Annotated in this window: 15 protein-coding genes; 5 read left to right on the top strand and 10 right to left on the bottom strand. The window is 38.1% G+C overall.

Going from position 1 to position 21,625, the window contains the following annotated elements; all coding sequences use genetic code 11:
* Positions 1-138: 138 nt before the first annotated feature.
* The 5 genes from NMK36_RS12010 to NMK36_RS11990 form a co-directional block, all read right to left on the bottom strand.
* Positions 139-498, bottom strand: a complete 360-nt coding sequence (locus tag NMK36_RS12010; protein WP_254173796.1) for a nucleotidyltransferase family protein — start codon at positions 496-498, stop codon at positions 139-141.
* A gap of 26 nt (positions 499-524) precedes the next feature.
* Positions 525-1,205, bottom strand: a complete 681-nt coding sequence (locus NMK36_RS12005) for a Uma2 family endonuclease (RefSeq protein WP_254173795.1) — start codon at positions 1,203-1,205, stop codon at positions 525-527.
* A 26-nt stretch (positions 1,206-1,231) separates the two neighbouring features.
* Complete coding sequence (locus tag NMK36_RS12000; protein ID WP_254173794.1) at positions 1,232-2,194, bottom strand: GDP-mannose 4,6-dehydratase; 963 nt, start codon at positions 2,192-2,194, stop codon at positions 1,232-1,234.
* A 136-nt stretch (positions 2,195-2,330) separates the two neighbouring features.
* Entirely contained in the window at positions 2,331-3,119 is a 789-nt protein-coding gene (locus NMK36_RS11995; RefSeq protein WP_254173793.1) for a Uma2 family endonuclease, read from the bottom strand.
* A gap of 73 nt (positions 3,120-3,192) precedes the next feature.
* Positions 3,193-6,708 carry a glycosyltransferase gene (locus NMK36_RS11990; RefSeq protein ID WP_254173792.1) on the bottom strand — a complete coding sequence of 1,172 codons (3,516 nt, stop codon included), beginning with the start codon at positions 6,706-6,708 and terminating at the stop codon, positions 3,193-3,195.
* Between the two features lie 157 nt (positions 6,709-6,865).
* On the opposite strand from NMK36_RS11990, the gene NMK36_RS11985 reads away from it, so the two are divergent.
* The 5 genes from NMK36_RS11985 to NMK36_RS11965 all read left to right on the top strand — a co-directional run bounded on the left by NMK36_RS11985 (position 6,866) and on the right by NMK36_RS11965 (position 13,901).
* Complete coding sequence (locus NMK36_RS11985; protein ID WP_254173791.1) at positions 6,866-7,099, top strand: hypothetical protein; 234 nt, start codon at positions 6,866-6,868, stop codon at positions 7,097-7,099.
* 24 nt (positions 7,100-7,123) lie between these two features.
* Positions 7,124-9,004, top strand: a complete 1,881-nt coding sequence (locus tag NMK36_RS11980; protein WP_254173790.1) for a tetratricopeptide repeat protein — start codon at positions 7,124-7,126, stop codon at positions 9,002-9,004.
* A gap of 76 nt (positions 9,005-9,080) precedes the next feature.
* Positions 9,081-11,399, top strand: a complete 2,319-nt coding sequence (locus NMK36_RS11975) for a tetratricopeptide repeat protein (RefSeq protein WP_254173789.1) — start codon at positions 9,081-9,083, stop codon at positions 11,397-11,399.
* Positions 11,400-11,401: 2 nt separating this feature from the next.
* Positions 11,402-13,333 (top strand): tetratricopeptide repeat protein, encoded by a 1,932-nt coding sequence (locus NMK36_RS11970; RefSeq protein ID WP_254173788.1) that lies wholly within the window; start codon positions 11,402-11,404, stop codon positions 13,331-13,333.
* A 91-nt stretch (positions 13,334-13,424) separates the two neighbouring features.
* Complete coding sequence (locus NMK36_RS11965) at positions 13,425-13,901, top strand: TspO/MBR family protein (protein WP_072721591.1); 477 nt, start codon at positions 13,425-13,427, stop codon at positions 13,899-13,901.
* Positions 13,902-13,965: 64 nt separating this feature from the next.
* Here NMK36_RS11965 and infB read toward each other — a convergent pair whose 3' ends face one another.
* The 5 genes from infB to NMK36_RS11940 form a co-directional block, all read right to left on the bottom strand.
* On the bottom strand, positions 13,966-17,091 hold the full coding sequence (infB, locus tag NMK36_RS11960) for a translation initiation factor IF-2 (protein WP_072721593.1): 3,126 nt from the start codon (positions 17,089-17,091) through the stop codon (positions 13,966-13,968).
* A 442-nt stretch (positions 17,092-17,533) separates the two neighbouring features.
* A complete protein-coding gene (locus NMK36_RS11955) occupies positions 17,534-17,785 on the bottom strand; it encodes a YlxR family protein (protein WP_072721595.1) in 252 nt (83 codons plus the stop codon).
* Positions 17,786-17,985: 200 nt separating this feature from the next.
* Positions 17,986-19,212, bottom strand: coding sequence for a transcription termination factor NusA (gene nusA / locus NMK36_RS11950; RefSeq protein WP_190521364.1), 1,227 nt, complete (start codon positions 19,210-19,212; stop codon positions 17,986-17,988).
* A gap of 96 nt (positions 19,213-19,308) precedes the next feature.
* Complete coding sequence (gene rimP / locus NMK36_RS11945; RefSeq protein ID WP_072721599.1) at positions 19,309-19,776, bottom strand: ribosome maturation factor RimP; 468 nt, start codon at positions 19,774-19,776, stop codon at positions 19,309-19,311.
* 209 nt (positions 19,777-19,985) lie between these two features.
* A complete protein-coding gene (locus tag NMK36_RS11940; protein WP_245824356.1) occupies positions 19,986-21,422 on the bottom strand; it encodes a hypothetical protein in 1,437 nt (478 codons plus the stop codon).
* Positions 21,423-21,625 lie beyond the last annotated feature (203 nt).

The raw sequence follows: 21,625 nt of genomic DNA, 5'->3' as shown, positions 1-21,625 counted from the left end.
TCAACTGCCCGATTAAGTCTCGAACCCTTGAAAAATGGGGCGGGTTTAGGGAGATTATTGGTGAATCCTCAAAATTGTCTCGAACCCGCCCCTACAACCGTTACAGCTTTTGAGCTTGTAAATCAACCGTAAGAAGAACTAAGGTATTTTTATCCATAGGATTCCTTGTTGACGAATGCGGTTGGCAAAATGACATTGATTAAGCCGAATAATATCTACATCCCTTGCTAAATGTTCTGAGAGAAAACTAATTGCTGAAAAAAAGTATTCAGGATTAATCTGTTCGACAGCAACATCAATATCTGATTGATCATGAAATCGGTTAGACTCAGTTACAGAACCAAAAATATAAGCTTGTTCAATTCCATATTTAGCTCCAAATTCTTCTAACCATTCTAACGTTTTATTTAACAAAAATTGTCGTTCTTTTTCTAGTCTAAAACGCTTATTTGATAAAATTTCATCTAATTTAGCTGTATTAAAAGGAGTTTTGCTCATAATAGATGGGTTTAAAATCAACTATTTTAACACAATTGACGGATAAATTCTTGATGCTCAACACTTTCTATTCCTTCCTGTAATTTTTTTAATACCTCAGCCAAATTCCCTTCTAAAAGCGATCGGATCTCCAACCATAAACCAGGAAATACTTGACTTTTAATCACCCCCTCCTGATCAGGTTCTAAAGGCATATATTCTCCTTCCTGAAGTTTCCACCAACAAATTTGGCGTTCATAAACCTGCCATACTAAATATTCTTTTACACCATTGCGTTGATAAGCTCTTTTTTTATCATAAAGATCATAAGCCACACTACTAGCTGCAATTTCCACAATTAATTCTGGAGATCCTTCAAGATAATCATCCTCACTAATATGGCATTGTCCTCCTAAATTGGGATCAATCAATAAAATAGCATCGGGTTGGGGTTCGTTTTCTCCATCGAGTCGGACAGTTGTATTATCGGCGGCTAAAACCCCAGGAGTTGCTGCATAATAAACCCCTAACCAGGTATTAATTTGAGCATGGGGTTCTCCATGACTACGAAAACGTAATGGGGAAGCCATATAAACTACTCCTTCAATTAATTCTGCTTTTTGATGATTTGGCATAGCTTGGTAACGCCGTTCAAATTCTGGACGAGTTAAGCGATCGCCATTTTCTAATGGAAGAATTGTCGTTTTTAAGGGTGTATAATTAGGCATAATTTTATTGTTTTAATTGTTTTGGATTAATAGGGAAGCCCTGAATGGCTTACTACCATCATTCTAACAACATCTGGCATTTTATATTGTGCTTTCCATCCCAACTTCTGTTCTGCCTTAGTGGGATTTCCTCGACCCACCGCAATATCCGTAGGTCGTAATAAATTACTATCAGATTCTACATAATTTTGCCAATTTAACCCCACACAACTAAACGCCACTTCGACAAATTTTTCTAATGAATAAGTTTCCCCGGTTGCAATCACATAATCATCGGGTTCTTGCTGTTGCAACATTAAATACATGGCTTCTACATATTCCGGTGCCCAACCCCAATCTCGTTGAATAGAAATATCCCCTAAATACAGTTTCTGTTGTTTTCCGGCTGCAATATCAATCGCTGCTTTAATAATTTTTTGGGTAACAAATCGTTCAGGACGCAGGGGTGATTCATGGTTAAATAAAATACCCGAACAGGCAAATAAACCATAAGCTTCTCGATAGTTTGCAACTTCCCAAAAAGCGGTAGCTTTGGCAACAGCATAAGGACTTCGGGGACGAAAAGGAGTATTTTCATCAGCAGGAAGTCCTTTAGTATCTCCAAAACATTCACTAGAACTGGCGTTATAAAGTTTAATTTTGGCTTTGGTAAATCGAATCGCCTCTAATAAATTTAAAGTTCCAATTGCCATACTTTCTAACGTTTCTACAGGTTGTTCAAAGGATAACCCGACTGAACTTTGACCTGCTAAATTATAGACTTCATCCGGTTGAATTTTGGTCAGGATTTGTAATACACTTCTAAAATCCGTCAGACTCATGGACTCTAATTTAATTTTTTCTCGAATTCCTAGAGAAGATAAATTTCTAAAGGAAGACATTTGAGCATCCCGTGATGTGCCACAAACGGAATAACCTTTTTTTAATAAAAGATCCGCTAAATAAGCACCATCTTGTCCCGATACGCCACAAATTAATGCTTTTTTCATAACTAATCTACTATTTTAGGTGTATAGTTTGATCCCCATAAATCTTAATAAATGAGGATTTTGAACTTGACTATTTCTCTGTGATCAATAAGATGAGTGGAACAGGTATCTTACCTATTAAAACTATAAAATTTAATCATTCAATTTGATCAGGATCAATCCCCGCAGCCCGTAGTAATTCGACTAAACGATTAGCTTTTTGTTCTGCTTTGTCTGCCCGTTGGCGTTCAGTTTCTGCCCGTTGGCGTTCAGTTTCTGCCCGTTGACGTTCAGTTTCTGCATTTTCTTGGGCTGTTTTTTCTCGTTCTTGACTATTAGGCAATAGTTCCCCTTCTAAGGTTGCCCAGCGTAACCAAACAGTATTAATATTATAAAATATTCCTGACCAGCGAACTAATTTCAAGCCTAATTTCTGGCTTTCTAACTGTCCTTTAGTATCTAGTTCTAGGGGTTGATAATCACCTCCGTCTAAACGAAATCCTTGCCAATCTTGGGGATTAAATGGATCATACCAAAAATATTCGGTGACTCGCATTTGATTTTGATAAATTAATTTTTTCTCGTTTTTATCCCGTTGTGCGGTACTTTCAGAAAGTAGTTCAATGACTATATCTGGCCCTTTTCCTTCTTCCCAAATCACCCAGCTTTTTCGTTCTTTACGAGGAACATCTAAAACAATAAAAACATCTGGCCCTCGAAAGTCTTGATTGCGAACTTGGGCGAGACTATAGTAAACAAACATATTCCCCCCAATATAAATATCTTGATCTTGTAAAGCATGACTAAGGGGTTCTATTAATAAGTCCATTTGCAGTTTATGGCGTGCTGTTTCCATCGGAATTCCATCATCACAGGGGAGTTGATCTTGGGTAGGAGGCAGTTCAATTTCTGGAATATCTAATAGGATTTGAGTAGGATTTGACATAGCTTAAAGTGGATTTATGTATGGGGTTTTCATCTTAATATAACATTTTTTCAGGAAGGGATAGGATGGCTAACTAAGAACGAATACCGAGGAGGGTTTCCATCAGGTATTTCCATTGAGAAGATTGGGTTAGGGTTAAGGTGTTTAAGGGTTGATTTTTATAGGTTGAGAGTCTGAAAAAATCCTCGACCCAATCTAATAGGGTTTCGGTAATAAATTCCGAGGTTGAAACCTTTAAGGATGCTTGCAGGTATTTTAACATATCGGTTTGATTATTTTGGGTATAGGCAAACCAAGCATTCCACAGACAGGAAGCATAATTTAACTGTTGATTTAATTGTTTAATTCCTGTTTTAATTTGGGGTTGATTGGCAAAGTCAGAATCAAATTCTGCTTCTAGGGCTTGTTTAATAATAGTTAGGGTTTGTTTTAACATCCGGTCTTCTTTAAACAGTTCTTCCGCCCGTTGTTTAGATGCTACACCCATTTTAGATAATAATAGAGGATTAACAGCTAATTCTTGCAGGGCTTGAACAAGATCAGTTACCGTTTTTTGAGGATCAATATTAGGATTAGTTAACAGTTTCCCGGTCTCTCCTAATCCTTCGGGAATACCCCCCGCAGCCGAGGCAATAATGGGTAATCCTTTTGCCATTGCTTCCATAATTGCAAAGGAAGGAGCGGCTTCGGCTAAGGAGGTTAATACAAAGATATCACAGGCATCTAACCAGTCAGGAATATCCCACCGTTGTCCTAAGAATATCACGCGATCGCTAACACCTAAATGCTCAACTTTTTCTTTTAATTCCGGTTCTAAATTGTGATCACTTCCTTCTCCTGTTCCTGCCCAGACAAAGTATAATTTTTCCCAGATTTTGGTATGTTTTAATTGAGCGATCGCTTCTAATTGAAACCGATGTCCTTTAATGGGTGCTAACCTTGCCGTTGTTAAACACATAATCCCATCTTCAGGAATCCCTATTTCTTGGCGCAACCGTTGACGATTTGCTAAATTAGGAGGAGCAAAATATTTTTCTGATCGCCCATAATACACCACATTTCCTTTATCTTTAGGTAAGCCAAATTTCTCTTGTAAAATGTTAAGATGTTCATAGGCTGCGGTATTAAAAGTCCGAGCTAATCCATATTGATATAAGACTCCTTTGGCATAGGGAACATTATCTCCCATAGTAAAATCAATGTGTTCTGGCATAGCTAATCCTATCGCCATCATATAGGGAATATTCTGTTGAATTGCCACTTGTTTAGCGGCAAAATGGGAGTAAGGCCAGCCATCACTAAAAATAATAAAATCGGGCTTTATTTCCTGATAAAGAGTTTCTGCATCTTGGGTATTTCTGAGAATTCTCGGTAAATCTTTACTGGTACTATAGTCTAACCAATATTGCTGAATTCCTAACTCTTTTTCTTCCTCAACTAAGGGGTTATAATGTTGGGGTCTAACGGCTGTTACCCGATAGCCTAATTTAGCTAATTCACATAAAATCAAATGATCATATTGTGCTAAACCTCCAATACCGGGATCATCAGTATTCATTAACATAATATGAGGTTTATTAGTGGCGGGTGTTAATTGAGGTTTAGATTCGGTGCTGAGTTTTGGATTCATAATTTTATTTAAAACGGATTGCCATTCCTGAGATTTAATTAAAGCATAAGTATCGATTTTTTCTCCATAGTCTGCTGCAATATTTTGAAACGCATCAAGCCATTGAGAGATGGTTTCAGTTAGAGGAGAAAAAGTATATTTTATAGAGTTTTCTAAACAATATATCATTAAATCAGGATAACCATCTCGATACATTCGCCAAGCTAACCAGACCCAGCGCTCATAACTTTCTTTTCGATGTAATTTACGAATTTGATCAGGAAGATTTGGATGATTAAAAAATTGATTCATAACAATTTCAGTATTTTCAATAACTTTTAATCCTCCTGACATTAAGTTATGATCATGTTGACGATAACAGGCATGAATTTCTTTAAACCAAACGGTTTTACATCCCATTAAAGAAATGCGTAAAACAAAATCCAAGTCTTCTGTAGGAGGATAACGATGATCAAATCCTCCAACTTTTTCCCACCATTCTCGCCGCAAAATCATAGCACTCGGACGCACACACTTATGTAAAACCCAAGTTTCTAAATTTAATTCCGGTGCGTTTCCCCAAGGCGTAATGACACTCACTCCGATGCCTTTCTGATTAACAATACACCAGCCACTTTGAACTAAATCAATAGTAGGATCATTATCAAAAGTAGCAACCTGTTCCGCTAATTTTTGAGGTAAGAAAAAGTCATCTCCATCTAAAAAAGCTAAAAATTCTCCTTGAGCAATTTTACAGCCATGATTTCTAGCTTTTGCTGCTCCTTGATTGTTTTGATAGATATATTTAATTACAGGTAAAAAAGGTTTTAAAATTTGTTGAGTTTTATCCTGAGATCCATCATCAATAACAATGACTTCATAATTTGTATAAGTTTGTTCAAGAACACTCTTAACACATTGTTCAATATATTGATCACAGTTATACGTCGGAATAATGACACTAACCCTAGGTTTAGTTTGAGGAATTATTTTAGAAATTAATTGTTTCCAATCTTGTAAATTATAGAAATTTTCGAGTTCCAGTTCATAACCATAAGCAAGACAATAACCCATGAACCGATGTACCCAATCAGAAATTGTAATAGCTACGGTATAAGGAGTATAGGGTAAAGATTTTTGGAGAAATTCAGCCATTTGCTGAGGATGATGGGTATGATATAAATGCCATGCCATCCAAGTCAAAGATTCATATCGAGTTAGTTTTTCAAGTTGACGAATTTCATCCGGTAAATTAGGCTGACCAAAAAATTGATCTTGAACAGCTATCATTAAATTGGCTCGTTCTTTAGCTTTTGTATTAGAAACAGTTTCTTGATGTTGTCGATAATTCACGGTAATTTCTGGCAACCAAATCGCTGAATATTCACGCAATGCTAAACGCCAAATAAAATCAACGTCATCCACACCGTTAAACCGAGAATCAAATCCCCCTATTTGCTGCCAAGCTTCTCGCCTAAACATCAATGCGCTGGGTAAAATGGGGGTTCTAGTTACCCAAGTTTCTAAGGTTAAATTCGGTAAATTATGCCAAGGTTCAATATCAGAAATTCTATTATTATTTTCATCGATTAAACGCCAACCACTATTAACAATTTCTACATCAGGGTTAGCCTGAAAACAAGCAACTTGATGGGCTAATTTTTCTGGCCAAAACATATCATCTTGATCCAGTAATGCAATAAATTCTCCTCTAGCTTCCTGAATTCCTCGATTTCTAGCGGCTGCAACTCCTTGATTAGGTTGAAAAATGTAACGAATTAGAGATTGATTCTGACATTTATCGATATAATGTTGTATAATTTTATCTGTATTATCTGTTGAACCATCATCAACGATAATAATCTCATAGCTGGAGTAGGTTTGACTCAATACACTGTCAATAGCTTGACTTATGTAGCGATCGCCATTGTAAACCGGAATAATAACGCTAACTCTGGGTGCGGATTCTTGGATTGACATAAAGGGGTTTGAAATCAATATATTATGATTATAGGTAAAATGTGTTCAGAAACCAACTCTTTAAAAACTAAGCGACGAGTTTAGGAAAAGATGGGTAAATCCAAAGTTCGTGCTAAACCTGCATTGACAAAAATTCTAATTAAAAAGAGGAAGAAATATGTCAAAAGGTAAATTACCTGATTATAGCAAGGGAAAATCTATTCAAACGTTCAAACCCGTTAAATGGACTCCAATTAAACTGATTTTATTCTTAATCTTTGTATTTGGGCCCTACGGTGCTTTATTATATGTAGCTAGTGGGATTTCTCAAGTTTTATTGATCTATTTGCTGGCGATTCCCACAATTGCTGGTTTGATGTTTTATATCGTGTACCGATTAACAAAAGATTAAATTTAATCCCTTTTATATTGAATCATGTTTGATTGTTACTCCACTGTCAACTCAGAAATTTCTGTATCAGATTTATATCAACAAGCTGAAATCTATCACCAACAAGAAAACTGGGAAGATGCGATCGCACTTTACCAAAAAACTATCGAACTCGATCCCAACTTTTCTTGGGCTTATCATCAACTCGGAGATATTTTTTCTAAACAAAGTAAATGGGGGGAAGCTATTGTTGTTTACCATCAAGCTATTGAACTCAACCCAAATTTTTCTTGGTCTTATCATAACTTAGGAATGGCTTTACTTCAACAAACACAATGGGATCAAGCGATTTTAGCTTATTCTAAAGCGATTGAACTCAATCCAGAGTTTTGTTGGTCTTATTATTATTTAGGGGAAGCTCTATATCAACAACAAAACCAACAAAAAGCGGTTTTTGCTTATTTCAACGCTTGGAAACAAAATCCCGATTTATTAGCAAGTTTAAATCGAATTGGAGAAGTTATTCAAGACCAAATTCAAGCGGGATCAGATGCAGTTATTGATGACTATTATTCAAAAGTAAATGAACCTTCTGATTTATCTCAATGGCTGCATTTTTTACCGACTGATTTTGAGCTTTATGTAAAAGTAGCAAAATATTTAGCTGAAAATAATTATGAGGATGGTGCTATTATTTTTTATCGAATTGCTTTATATCTCCAACCTGATCATTTAGAGCTTGCTCAACAGTTAGAAGCCATTTTAGAGCAAAAAACAGCTTTAGAAAGAGTAGCGAATGAATGTCGTTTGGCTATTCAAGAAAACCCTAATGATCCCGAATCTTATTACAATTTAGGGATGGCTTTATCTCGTCAGCAGCAAAGAAGTAAATCCGTTAATGCCTATCTTAAATTTTTAGAACTTAAACCCGATCTTTTTCTATGGAATTATCAAACTATTGTAGAGTTAATTGATCAAAATAATTCTCTCGATACAGCCATTGATATTTACCATCAAGCGATTGCAAAAAATCCAGAATCCTGCATTCTTTACTTAAATTTAGCCGTATTATTAACCCAAAAAGGGGATTTATCAACAGCTATAGAATATAATTCTATTGCAGGTCAAAAAATCATTCCGCAATTTCGTCCCGAATGGCAACCTATTACAGATACTTTACAACCCGTTAATCATCTTGATTTTTTAATCATTGGAAGCCAAAAAGGGGGAACAACTTCTTTAAACTATTATCTATCGGAACATCCAAACGTGATTTCATCCATGATTAAAGAAATGCCGTTTTGGTCAAATCAAGTTCATCGAGGTTTAGAATGGTATTTTTCTCATTTTCCTCCCATTCCCCCAAACTATCACTGTTTAGTCGGAGAAGCAACCCCCATTAACTTTAATTCTCCAGAAGTCGCTAAATATTTAGTACAATTTTTCCCAAAAGTAAAATTAATTCTTCTGTTAAGAAATCCGATTAATCGAGCTATTTCACACTATTATCATTGGGTTAGTTTAAAATGGGAACACCGTTCTTTTGAAGAGGTAGTTCAACAGGAGATAGAACAATTGCAGGATCAAACGCTTGATTTTTGGACACAACTCACCCTATATCAATTTCAAGGATATCTTGCCAAAGGATTATATATTCATTTCTTAAAAAAATGGATGGAAATTTTTCCCAAAGAACAATTTTTGATTTTAAAAAGTGAAGACTTTTATGCAAATCCTGATCAGGGAACAACACAAGTTCTTCGATTTTTGGGTTTACCGGAATATCATTTACAAAAATATCCTCAATATAATACCAGACCTTATTCCCCCATTTCCCAATCAACACGCGCCTTACTCCAGAATTATTTTCAACCTTATAATCAGCAGTTAGAGGAGTTTCTGGGAATGCAGTTGAACTGGAATTAGATTAAATTTATGTTGTAATCTGTGTAGCTAAATTTAGAGAAGAACCTATTTAAACTTAATTTTTTATTGTATAATTATGACCCAATCAGAAATTATCAAAAAAGCTGAAATTCATATTAAACAAGGCCAATTAGATGAAGCAATTAATATTTGTAAAATTGCTTTAAAAAACAATGAAAATTTGGGCGACGCTTATCGATTAATGGGAATTGTAATGCAGTTAAAAGGGAACTATCAGCAAGCTGAAAATTATTATCAACAAGTTTTAGTATTACAACCTAATCAAGCAGAAATATATGCCAATCTAGGTATAATTTATGCTGAGAAGCAAAAGTGGAAATCTGCTACAGATTATTATCAAATGGCAATAAAAATTAATCCTAATAATACAAGATTTTATAGAGATTTAGCCAATATTTTTACGACAACCAATCAAACGGAACTCGCCAACGAATGTCAATATCAAATTTTAATTAGAGAACCTGATAAAATTAAACCGGAAGACCAGTTTAATTTAGGAAATAAATTTTTAGACAATGACAAAATTGATCAAGCAATTGTTTGCTATCGTTACGCCATTCAATTTAATCCTACCTTTTATCATCCTTACTGTCAATTAGGGTTGGCTTTAAGTCAAAAAGAACATTTTAAAGAAGCAATTTTAGCCTATCAAAAGGCCATAGAATTAAATCCTGATTTTAGCTGGTCGTATCAAGGTTTAGGAGACAATTTAAGTAAGCTACAACGCTTTGAAGAAGCAATTTTAGCCTATCAAAAAGCCATAGAATTAAATCCTGATTTTAGCTGGTCGTATTATGGTTTAGGAGACAATTTAAGTAAGCTACAACGCTTTGAAGAAGCAATTTTAGCCTATCAAAAAGCCATAGAATTAAATCCTGATTTTAGCTGGTCGTATTATGGTTTAGGGGAAGCTTACCAATCGGTTAAACAGGAAAAAAAAGCAGTTTCTACTTATCGTCATTTTATTGCTATTAATCCTAATATTGCAGCAGCTTATTTTAATTTAGGAATAGTTTTAAAAGAATTGAAACAATGGGAAGAAGCGTACATTGCTTTTAGTAATTGTCTAAACATTAATCCTGATTATCCTGACTTAAATTCAAACTTAGTAGAAGTGCATTCTAATTTAGGAAATTGGGAAGAAGCAATTTCTTATTTATTGCAATGGTTAAAACGACACTCAGACGATTTTGATAGTTATGTTAAATTGGGTTTAATTTTAGAAAAAATGGGTCGAACGTTAGATGGAGATGGATGTAAATATTTGCAAATCATCCCTTTTGATGTACTTAAAAAACACTTGAATTTATCCCCTGATTTACTAATAAATATTCAGGATTATCCTCTGGCTCAAAAAATATCGATTTATCCTCAAAGTTTGGTAATTTTTAATCCTCCAAACGGAATATTGGGTGAACCTAATTTTAGGTTGTTTCCTAACTCTATGCTATCCCCAGAAGCGTTTGTTGCAGTGATCCCTAATGGACGAGTATGGGGAGATGCTTTAACATCTGCTGTCATGACTTCAGAACACCAATTAATTAAGGATTTATCAACAGGTTGTAGTGAGTTAGTAATTAGTCGTGATCAATTACCAGAGCCTTTAGAATTAGAAGGAAATGTAGCTTTTTTATCAGCGCAATTCGGATTAATTTATTACCATTGGATGTTTGATATTATAGCCCGTTTGCATTTATTAGAGAAAGCTGATTTTGATTTTAATAAAATTGATTGGTTTGTCGTTAACCGTCACCAATCTCCTTATGAAAAAGAAATGCTAAAGCTGTTAAATATTCCTGAACATAAAGTGATTGATAACTGTATCTATCCCCATGTAAAAGGGTCAGTATTATTAGTTCCATCTTTTGTTCAGTGGAGTTATTTAAAATCCTCAAAATGGGCAGTAAATTTTATTAGGAATAAATTTCTTTTTTCTGGTATTAATACAAATAATTATCCTCAGCGAATTTATATAAGCCGCGAAAATGCTAACTGCCGAAAAGTCATGAATGAGTCGGAATTTTTACCCTTTTTAGAAACATTAGGTTTTCAAACAGTGTGTTTAGAACATTTACCTTTTCAAGAACAAGTTGGTTATTTTGCTAATGCAGAAATTATTATTGCACCCCATGGGTCAGGATTAACTAATTTAATCTTTTGTCGTCCTAATACAAAGGTGATTGAATTTTTATTTCCTCAATGGGAGACTTCTTATTATTGGCAACTTTGCAATATAGTTAGCTGTGAATATTACTGTTGTGTCGGTGAATCTGTGGATGAGGTCGAATTAAATTCTATTCCCATTTTTGACAATATAAAAGTTAAGCCTTATAATATTATTAAACTTTTAAAAATGGCAAAGGTTATTGAATAATAATGAGCTATTTTAACGATAATAATACCAGAAATGATTTACAAACAGCAGAATCTTATTTAATTTCTGCAAATCATTATTTAGAACAGGGAACCCCTGAACTAGCTTTATCTTTCTATAATCAAGCCATTGAATTAAATCCTGACAATGACCAGATTTATTATAAATTAGGTCAAGCTTTAATGCAGTTAAAACGTTATGAAGATGCCATAAATGCTTATTCTAAATCTATTCAAATTAATCCTAATTTTCCTTGGTCTTACAATAGTTTAGGAGAAGTATTAATTAAATTAGAACGCTGGGAAGAAGCGATCGCAGCCTATAGCCAATTTATTAAATTTAATCCTAATTTTTGTTGGGCTTATTTTGGTCTAGGGGAAGCTTTTTTTAACTTAAACCAGATAGAAAAATCCATTGATTATTATAAAAGAGCAATTGACCTTGAGCCTATAAATTGTTGGATTTATATTAAATTAGGAGATGCTTTCTTTAAATTAAAACAACAAGAAAATGCAATTCAATTTTATTCTCAAGCAATTCAGCTTAATCCAAATATAGATTGGTTTTATGGAAAGTTAGCAGAAGTTTTTTTATCTCAGAATCAGTTAGAAAATGCAATTCAAGCCTACCAAAATGCCATAAATATAAATCCGCAAAGCGGGTATTATATCGCCATTGGTAAAATTTTAAGTCAACAGAAACTATGGGATCTTGCTTTAGATTATTTAATTAAAGGATTACAATTACAGCCAGATTATCATGAAGCATATTATTGTATTTCTACTATTTTTAAACAAAATAATCAACCATTAGATGCTATTCTTTGTGAGGTTCATCATCAATTACCAATTCCTTTAATTCAAAAAGTATTTAATTTATCAGATGATTATTTTATTACGACTCCTACAGAAAAAAATTCAACTAAAATTCCAGTTTATCTACCTAGTAATATCAAACTTACTCCCCCTAAATTAATCGAAGGAAGTCTCAACCCTCATTTTCAATTAACCTCAATTCATTTCCCGGAAACCTTTGTTTATAGTATTCCTCAAAGCCAAGTTTGGGCGGATACATTAACCAGTGCTGTTCTCAATTCAGAGAATCAATTAATCACAGATTTATCCACCGGAAGTGCAGCTTTATTAGTTAATTCTCCTCATTTTATTGCGTCACGAAATATCGGTGGAACAGTGGCATTTTTATCGGTTAAATGGGGTGAAAATTATTATCACTGGATGTTTGATATTATTGCTAGATTGGATTTATTATTACGACATTTTTTAATTGAAGAAGTCGATTATTTTGTTGTGAATCGATGCCAATTCAACTATGAATATGAGACATTGCAACTATTAAATGTTCCCCCAGAAAAAATTATTGAAAGTTCCCAAAATCCGGCTTTAAAAGCAGATAAAATTATAATTCCTTCCTATTCTCATGCAACGTCCAGAACTCCTCAATGGGCTTGTAATTTCTTGAAAAATTTATGTCTCAATTCTCAAGAAAACTTAGAATTATTGCCCTTAGAAAGAGTTTATTTAAGTCGAAGTCAGGCATCCTATCGTCAAGTCGATAATGAAGCAGAAGTAATCTTATTTTTACAGCAATTTGGGTTTACCGCCTTGAGTTTAGAAACTTTATCAGTTAGACAACAAGCCTATTATATGGCAAATACTAAAGTCATTATTTCTCCTCATGGAGCCGCTTTAACCAATTTAGTTTTTTGTTCCCCAGGAACTCAGGTCATTGAGTTTTTAATGCCAAATTGGACGCTATCTTGTTATTGGGAATTAAGTAATATTGTGGGTTGTGATTATTACTGTTTATTTTCTGAAGCAGCTAATGCCAATTGTTCTCCTACGGATGGATCTCAAAATATTAAGGTCAATTTGGATTCTCTTTTAAAATTAATGCAATGGGCTAGAATTGTTTAGGGATAGGGCTTAATTTTCAGGCTTTTGGGAGATTTCACTCATAACCAACTAATATAAAATAATCAGAATAAGGTTAAAAGGGTCAAAAATTATGATTAAATCTTGGATGGTAATTGGAGGAGTAGCTTTTCTCGTCGCCTTAGCCAGTAATATCCTTTTGACCCCTAATGACATCCGATGGTTTAATCGTTTAACTCGTCCGGGTTGGTTAACCTTTGAAAAAGCGATTCCTTTAATTTGGACAATTGTTTTTATTGGGGGGGCTTGGTCAGCCATTTTAGTTTGGGAAGCCGAACCCCAAACGCCTCAAACTTGGGTGTTAATGGGGTTTTATCTATTAGTAGAATTAGTCATTTTGTCCTATACCCCTGTGATGTGTAAGACGAAAAGTTTACGAGTTGGAACCATTTTAGGGGGAACCGGTTTTATTTTAGGGTTAATGTTGATGATTAGTGTTTGGCCCATTTCTCAGACCGCAGCCTTTTTACTGCTTCCTTTTGTTTTGTGGAGTCCGATTGGAACCTACACCACCTGGGCGATGATCCCACTCAATCCCGCAGACGCTTAAAAAAGCAACAACCACCGATTATTACTGGAATAAAAGGTGGTTGTTCAACCCTGAGAGATAAAGATTATAAGGTTAGGGTACGACGTTTCGTGGTCATCCGATAAGCTTCAATGATATCGCCCATGTTCCAGTCGTTGAAGTTATCCAAGGCAATGCCACATTCATAACCGGCATTGACTTCCTTGGCATCTTCTTTCATCCGTTTCAGGGAGTCAAGAGCGCCTTCATGAACGATTTCGCCTTTACGACGGACTCGGACTTTACAGTTACGGATCACTTTACCGGAGAGCACATAACAACCTGCTACCGTACTGCGTCCAACCGGGAAAATTGCCCGAACTTCCACTTGACCCAGAGCTTCTTCCACCAGTTCCGGTTCTAATAACCCTTCCATCGCTGCTTGAACATCATCTAAGAGGTTGTAAATGATGTTGTAATCGCGGATATCCACCCCAGCGCGATCAGCGGCTTGCCGTGCACCATGAGCCAAGGTGGTATTAAATCCGAGTAAAACGGCATCACTGGCGGCGGCTAAGTCAATATCCGTTTCCGTAATTTCACCCGGTGCGGCTAAGAGCAGTTGCAGTTCGACTTCTTTCTGAGGCAGTTTTTTCAAGGCATTGACAATGGCTTCCACCGAACCTTGAACGTCTGCCTTCAGGATTAAGTTTAGTTCCTTCAACTCACCTTCTTGAGCACGAGCCGAGAATTCACTCAGACTGATCCGACCTTTGGTTAAGCGGGTTTGTCGTTTTGTCTCAGCCCGTGATGTTGCCAAAGCCGAAGCTTCTTTCTCGTTCTCAAACACATCGAATTCATCACCCGCCGCTGGAACATCCCGCAGTCCTAAGACTTCAACCGCAAAGGAAGGACTGGCTTCATCGACGCGATCCCCTCGATCATCCACCATCGCCCGGACTTTACCCAGCACCGAACCCGCAACAACGATATCTCCGACGCGCAGAGTTCCGTTTTGGACTAATAAGGTTGCCACAGGGCCACGGGATTTGTCCAGGTGAGCTTCAATGATTGTTCCTTTCGCGGCTCGGTTGGGGTTGGCATACAGATCTTCAACCTCAGCCACTAACAAAATCATCTCTAACAAGGTATCGAGATTTTCCCCTTTGATCGCACTGACGGGAACCATAATGGTGTCACCGCCCCATTCTTCAGGAACCAGAGAAAATTCGGTTAACTCCTGTTTCACCCGATCCGGCTGGGCACCTTCTTTATCAATTTTGTTAATGGCAATGATCATCGGGACTCCCGCCGCCTTAGCATGGCTAATGGCTTCAATGGTTTGAGGTTGAACCCCATCATCGGCAGCCACCACCAAAATCGCCACGTCGGTCACACGCGCACCCCTGGCCCGCATCGCGGTAAAGGCTTCGTGACCCGGAGTATCCAGGAAGACCACTTGCTGAGTTTTACCTTCATGTTCCACATCGACATGATAAGCACCGATGTGTTGGGTAATGCCTCCAGCTTCCCCTTGAGCCACTTTGGTTTCGCGAATCGCATCGAGGAGGGTGGTTTTCCCATGATCGACGTGACCCATGATTGTGACCACCGGAGGACGGCGTTGCAGATGTTCTAGGTCTTCTTCGTTGAAAATATTGTCGGGTTTAATCGCACCGGATACTTGTTCTTCCGTTTCAACTTGAACGTTTAGCTCTTGACAAATTACTAAAATTGTGTTATAGTCCAGCGTCTCTGTAATATTAACTGCAATCCCTTGGGAGAAGAGACGTTTAATAATTTCCGTTTCAGGTAAGGCTAAGGCGGTTGCTAATTCTTGAACCGTCATTGGCCCTGGTACAATCACTTTTTCAGGGCGTTCTGCCTTCGGTTTTGCTTCTGTACGCCGCATATTTGCAGCCGAAGAACCTCCCCCCCGACTAGGAGCTTGTTTTTTCGGTTTAGCCGTTGTTGCTGCCACGTTACCTTGTCCAGGGCCGGCTTTGGGTTTCGGTGGACGGGCCAGAGATATACTCATCATGGCGTTATTAGCATTGGATAAAGATAATGCGTTGAGTTCATCATCATCATCTTCATCCAAAGACGGTTTAGCCCGTCGTTTAGACTTGACTTTAGCCGATTTGGCTTTACCTGTATCTACAACTTCTTCTTCCTCTTCCTCCCATTCTGGCCCTCGTTTCCCTGTTCGCGGGGGGTTCGGTCGAGTTAAGGTCACAGCAGCCCGTTTTGGCCGTTTAATTAAATCATCTGTGGCAATTAAGGGTTCCTCTTCTGCGCTTTCGGAAGGTTCTGCATCGTCATCAATCGCTTGAACCGCCGATTTACGGGCAGGAGGAGGTTGTAATTCCGGGACAGATCGGCTGGGTCTGGGAGTCCCGATCTCTTTGCGCGGTGGTTTTCTGGCTTCTGAGTCTTTTTCTTTTGTTTCTGCTGAAGCTAGGGATGGAGCTTGTTGCGGTTTTGGAGTGGGTCTTTCCGGCCCGTCCGTTTTAGATTTGGGTTCAACGGATTTAGGTGCGGGTTTATTCGTTTTTAAAACGGGCTTGTTTTTAACGATAGGTGCTGTCTCTGTCGTAACAACTGAGATAGGAACAGAAGAAACCGGAACGGGAGATGCAGGTCTGACAGGTGGAGGAGACAATTGAGGGGGTTCTGACAAATCGAGGTCAACCTCTTCAAAGCTGGTGTTCTCTTCGGCCGGAGCGGGAATGCCAATCTGTTCAGCTTGGGAATATTCACTGGCCGTTGTTTCGGAAGATTCCGTTCCCGCTTGAGCAGGAGCATTGGGTTTCGATAACACTGGTCGATTTAACGTGGGTTTCACAGGCGCTTTTGGAGAAACAAGTGACTTAGGTGGAGTGGCAACTGACGTTGATGCAGGGGAATCCGCCGAGCCATAAACGGCTGAGACATCGGAGTTAGGCCGGATTCTCGGCTTCTGGATCTCTAAAATTTCTTGCTTTTTCTTCTCGCCCGGTGCCGTTGCTGATGATTTCCCATTGGGGTGCGATCGCTCGGATTTCCCATCAAGCTGACCTGGGTTCGGGTGAGTTGCTACATACTTTTCAATGCGTTCTTTATCAGATTCTGAAATCGTGCTACTGTGGCTTTTAACCGAAATATTCAGCCGTTCGCACACCGCTAAGATGTCCTTGTTATCCAAATTAAGTTCCCGTGATAGTTCGTAAATTCTGACTTTGGCGTTGTTCATCCACTGACCCCTCTTCGTACCAACCCATTGTTTGATGTTTACATAGTTCGATTTACTCTTACAACAGTAACCTCTACATTTTAAATAACGATATCATCTGCTCTTGTTATTTAAGTGTCAAGGATGCAGAGGATTCGTCTGCTGTGACAGTTCTTAATGTTATTTCAATTTTTGTTGAACTTGAACCCCTCAAATCTTTACAATTGTCTTTCTCAAGTTAGCAGATATAAACCTTCGGGTGAAGGAGGAGCATTGGACACATCAGCCAATTTATCCTATTCTGGTTTAACTTGGATATCCCAGTCTTCTATCTGGGGAAGTGGAACAGGCAAGATGCCTGTTAGGTTTAGGGACTCAATGTGAACTTGACACCTCCTAACATCGGTTATGAACTTCAATCGGCATTTGATTCAGAAAAATCGCCTTGACTGGTGAGTGCTTCTTAATCAGGCGTTGCTAAACGTTGCCATAGGGTTTGATACAGTTCCTCTGGCACAGAAGCCCGGAGTGCGTGTCCCAGTCGATTTTTTTTCTGAGCCACTCTTAAACAATCAGGGTTGGGGCAAAGGTAGGCTGAACGACCCATTCCTTGATCTAATTGTACCTGATGGGATGGATAGAGCCGGACAAATCGCCAGAAGGTTTCTTTGCCTGCTAACTGGCGACAAGCAACGCAACGACGTTGATTTTTCATGGGTTGACCGTTGACAGTTGACAGTTATCAGTTATCAGTTATCAGTTATCAGGAGTTAGATGTACCTGAAGCCTACCGCATCACTCACTCCCCACCCTCCCCCTGTCCCCCCGTCCTCTTGTCCCCTTGTCCCCCTGTCCCCCTGTCCCCCCGTCCCCCTGTCCCCCCGTCCCCTTGTCCCCCTGTCCCCCCCGTCCCCTCTACTCCTCTTCCCCAAATTCGTCAAAATCCTCATCCGTTGCCGCTAAAGCTTGACGTTCGAGTTCTTCGGCGATTTTTTGATCTTCGGCTGCTGCATCATATTTAGCAGTATCCTTAATATCAATTTTCCAGCCTGTTAATCGGGCTGCGAGACGAACATTTTGCCCTTCTTTCCCAATGGCCAAACTCAATTGATCTTCGGGAACCAGAATGTGGGCTCGACGTTCTTCAGGATTAACTAAACGGACTTCATCGACTCTGGCCGGACTCAAGGCATTGGCAATATAGGTAGCCGGGTCAGGTGACCAACGAATCACATCTATTTTCTCACCCCGCAGTTCATTCACCACAACTTGAATCCGCGAACCCCTCGCTCCGATACAAGCACCAACCGGATCAACATCTCGATCCAAAGTATCTACTGCTATTTTAGTCCGAGGGCCAACGTGACGGGAAGGGGGGTTGGCTTCTCGCGCGACGGCGACAATTCGCACCACTTCATCCTCAATTTCAGGGACTTCATTGGCAAACAGATAAACGACTAACCCGGCATCGGCCCTAGATACTAACAGTTGTGGCCCCCGTTGGGAACCTTGACAGACTTTTTTCAGATAAACTCGGAAAGTCGCATTGGCTCGATAATTATCATTGGGGAGTTGTTCGCGTTTGGGGAGTTCCGCTTCAACAGCCATGCGACCAAAACCACTGGCCACTTCCATAATCACCGATTGTCGTTCAAACCGCAGCACTTTAGCTTGGAGCACGGTGCCTTCAAGTTCTTTAAACTCTTCTTGAATCAATTTGCGCTGCTTATCTCGGAGTTTTTGGGCTAAAACCTGTTTCGTTTGAATGGCAGCCATGCGACCAAACTCCCCTTGATCCGGGGTAACATCTAACGTAACCGTATCCCCTAACTGGGCTTCTGGAGCAACTTCGCGTACATCTTTTAAGGCAATTTGGTGATCTTGATTACTGACTTGTTCAACAATCATTAAATTCTTCGCTAAAACGCGAAATCCTTCTTCATCGACATCGAGTTCTACATCAAAATTATCAAAATAATCGTCACTAAATTGAGTCTGAATTTCAATCGTCCGACGATAGCGTTCATATCCTTTTAATAAGGCTTCTCGCAACGCTTCTTCTACCGCTTGTTTAGGTAAATTACGTTCCTGAGAAATACTATTAATCATATCTTGCAAACCGGGCAAACTCACCATTGACATAGGGTTTTTATCCTCCAAATTTTGATTGTTTGATAACAGGAAACAGGGAACAGAGTGGAAAGTTTCTATTTATTGACTTCCAGCGTTATAAAACCTTTATTCCTCTCCACTTTCGTCTAGTAAAACTTCCGTTACTAACTCGCGCGGAATTGCGATTTGTCGCCCTTTTTGACTGAGATAAACAGTTGTTTCATCCCGACGCACGAGTTTTCCCCGTTGTTGAGTCTGACCTTTGTAGGGTTCTGATGTTTTGACAATGATCGGAAATCCTTTGAAGGAAATAAATTCGCGATCGCTGGTTAAAAATTGTGAAATTCCTGGGCTGGAAATCTCCAAAACATACGCATCGGGAATAATATTCGTCGTCTCTAACTGTTCTTCCAAAGCCCGACTCATCCGTTCACAATCATCCAATCCAGTATCCTGACTGGGGTTGCGGATATCGACACGCAGTACAGGCGGTTTCTGATTGGTGTAAAAGGTAGCCCCCACCACTTCCAGTCCCAAGGTTTGGGCGATGGGGGTGGCGATATCAAGAATTTCGGGGATCAGGGGATGAGCCATAGTTGACGGGAATATTAGAGTCTACAGAAGTTCTGGCGTTACACTGACATGAAAAAAGTGGGCTTCACCCACTCTGCGCGTGAAACAGTGTCCTCCCAGAAGCCAAAGACGAACCCAAAGGGTTCGCCTCTTCTTCTAGTTTAGCTTACGGTGAAGGCAATTGTCAGGGGTCTTGTCGGTTGATGGGTAACGGTTGACAAGGACAACATTTAATCGGTTTGTGTTAATCGTCTTTGTTCGTGTAATTGGGCGAGAACTTGTTCAAAGTTAGATTCATCCACCTGTTGAATATAGTTAATTTTGAATTCTTCTAAAAAGTCAATTAATAAGGTTTGGATTTCGGCAAAGCCTTGTTCTTTTTGTAATTCTTCTCCTAACACCTGACTAAAGTTTTTAACTAATTGATTGGTTAATTTTGTACCAACGGGATCTTCCATTGCTTTTTTCACCGTTTCATAGGCATCCTGTGGCCCTTCTGTTGCTAATTTAGACAGTTCAGCAATAATTCTTTCTTGAATTTGTTCAGGAATTTGTTGTAACCCCGGTATACTTTTAAACTGTTGAATAACGGGGGATTGTTGGATGACTTGTTCAATATTATAGCGCAATAATGCTTCAATATCGGGTTCTATTTTAGGAATAACATTATAAATAATTGTTTTAATTAAATGATTAGCAATCGCCTCTATTTCATTAATATTATTAATATCTAAATATTTTTTATTGCGATTCGTGAAAAATCGCTTAACCACATCTCCTTTCTCAATTTCCCGTTGAACTTGTTCAAGACCTTCAACCACAACGGCTTCGGTTAATTCCCTGGCTATTCCAGCCACAAATCCGCGAGTCACTTGAAGCCGAATATATTCTAAACTAATAAAATGGACTTGATTTAAGCGTAGTGCTACAGGAATTATTCTTAATAATCGCCAAAAGGGTAAAAACAAAAAGACATCATACCACCGCCATAACATCGCATCAAACCAAGTTACTCTCGGATAACGACGGCTAATAAAATAGGTTCTGGCTAAAAATTCGAGGAAGAAAATGATCACAAAGGGTAAATCAATTTTCCAAAAAGTTCGAGTGAATTCCCCATTTTCTCCGAGAGTTCGATAATAGTTTGTGGCAATTAAAGGACTAATATTTTTTTCAAACCAGTCAATTTCTTGATCATATCCTTGTTGTTTGAGATAAGATGTACTCCAAAAGGTATTAAAAGATTGTTTAGCGGAATTTTGAGGATTTTCGACATGATCTCGCATTCGATTTTTAATGCGTTCTAAAGTTCCGCTTTTTTCAGCAATTGCAAAGGGATTTTCATTGATCATTCCCTCACTTTGAGCGCGTAATTGTGCTAAAATTTCATCGGTTTCAGTAGAATTTAAACTGGTTTCAGTTACACTAACTTTTAACTGCTCAACAGTCTCTAAATATTTTTCTGTATCTTGATGAGGTTCTATCCCTTTAACGGGATCATAAATTTGGGTTAGAACCGGAATATACCGAAAATAATAATCTCGCAAATCAGTATAAGTCAGGTTAAATAAAACTAATCCATAGTTAACGGTAACGACAATAGCCATTAACCGCTCAAACCAAGGAAGTTTTTGATTTTGGGGAACAGAGATAGAATTTTTTTTCATTATAAATTAAATAATCACAGAACAATAAGTAGCAAGTCCCAAATCAACGAATATTAATAAATCTTCTCTAGTTAAGCTAAAGTACCTAGATTCTTAGGCTAAAGCCCAACACTGAACTTTTTTAAGTTAACCAGAATTCTGTCCAGAGACTAACTCAAGTTAGAGGAATTATTAATAGCAGTTTTAGGTATTATAGAAGATAA

Source organism: Planktothrix pseudagardhii, assembly GCF_904830925.1.
GTDB lineage: Bacteria > Cyanobacteriota > Cyanobacteriia > Cyanobacteriales > Microcoleaceae > Planktothrix > Planktothrix tepida.
The sequence above is the reverse complement of the archived record's forward strand: the minus strand, read 5'-3'. Positions and strand labels throughout refer to the sequence as shown.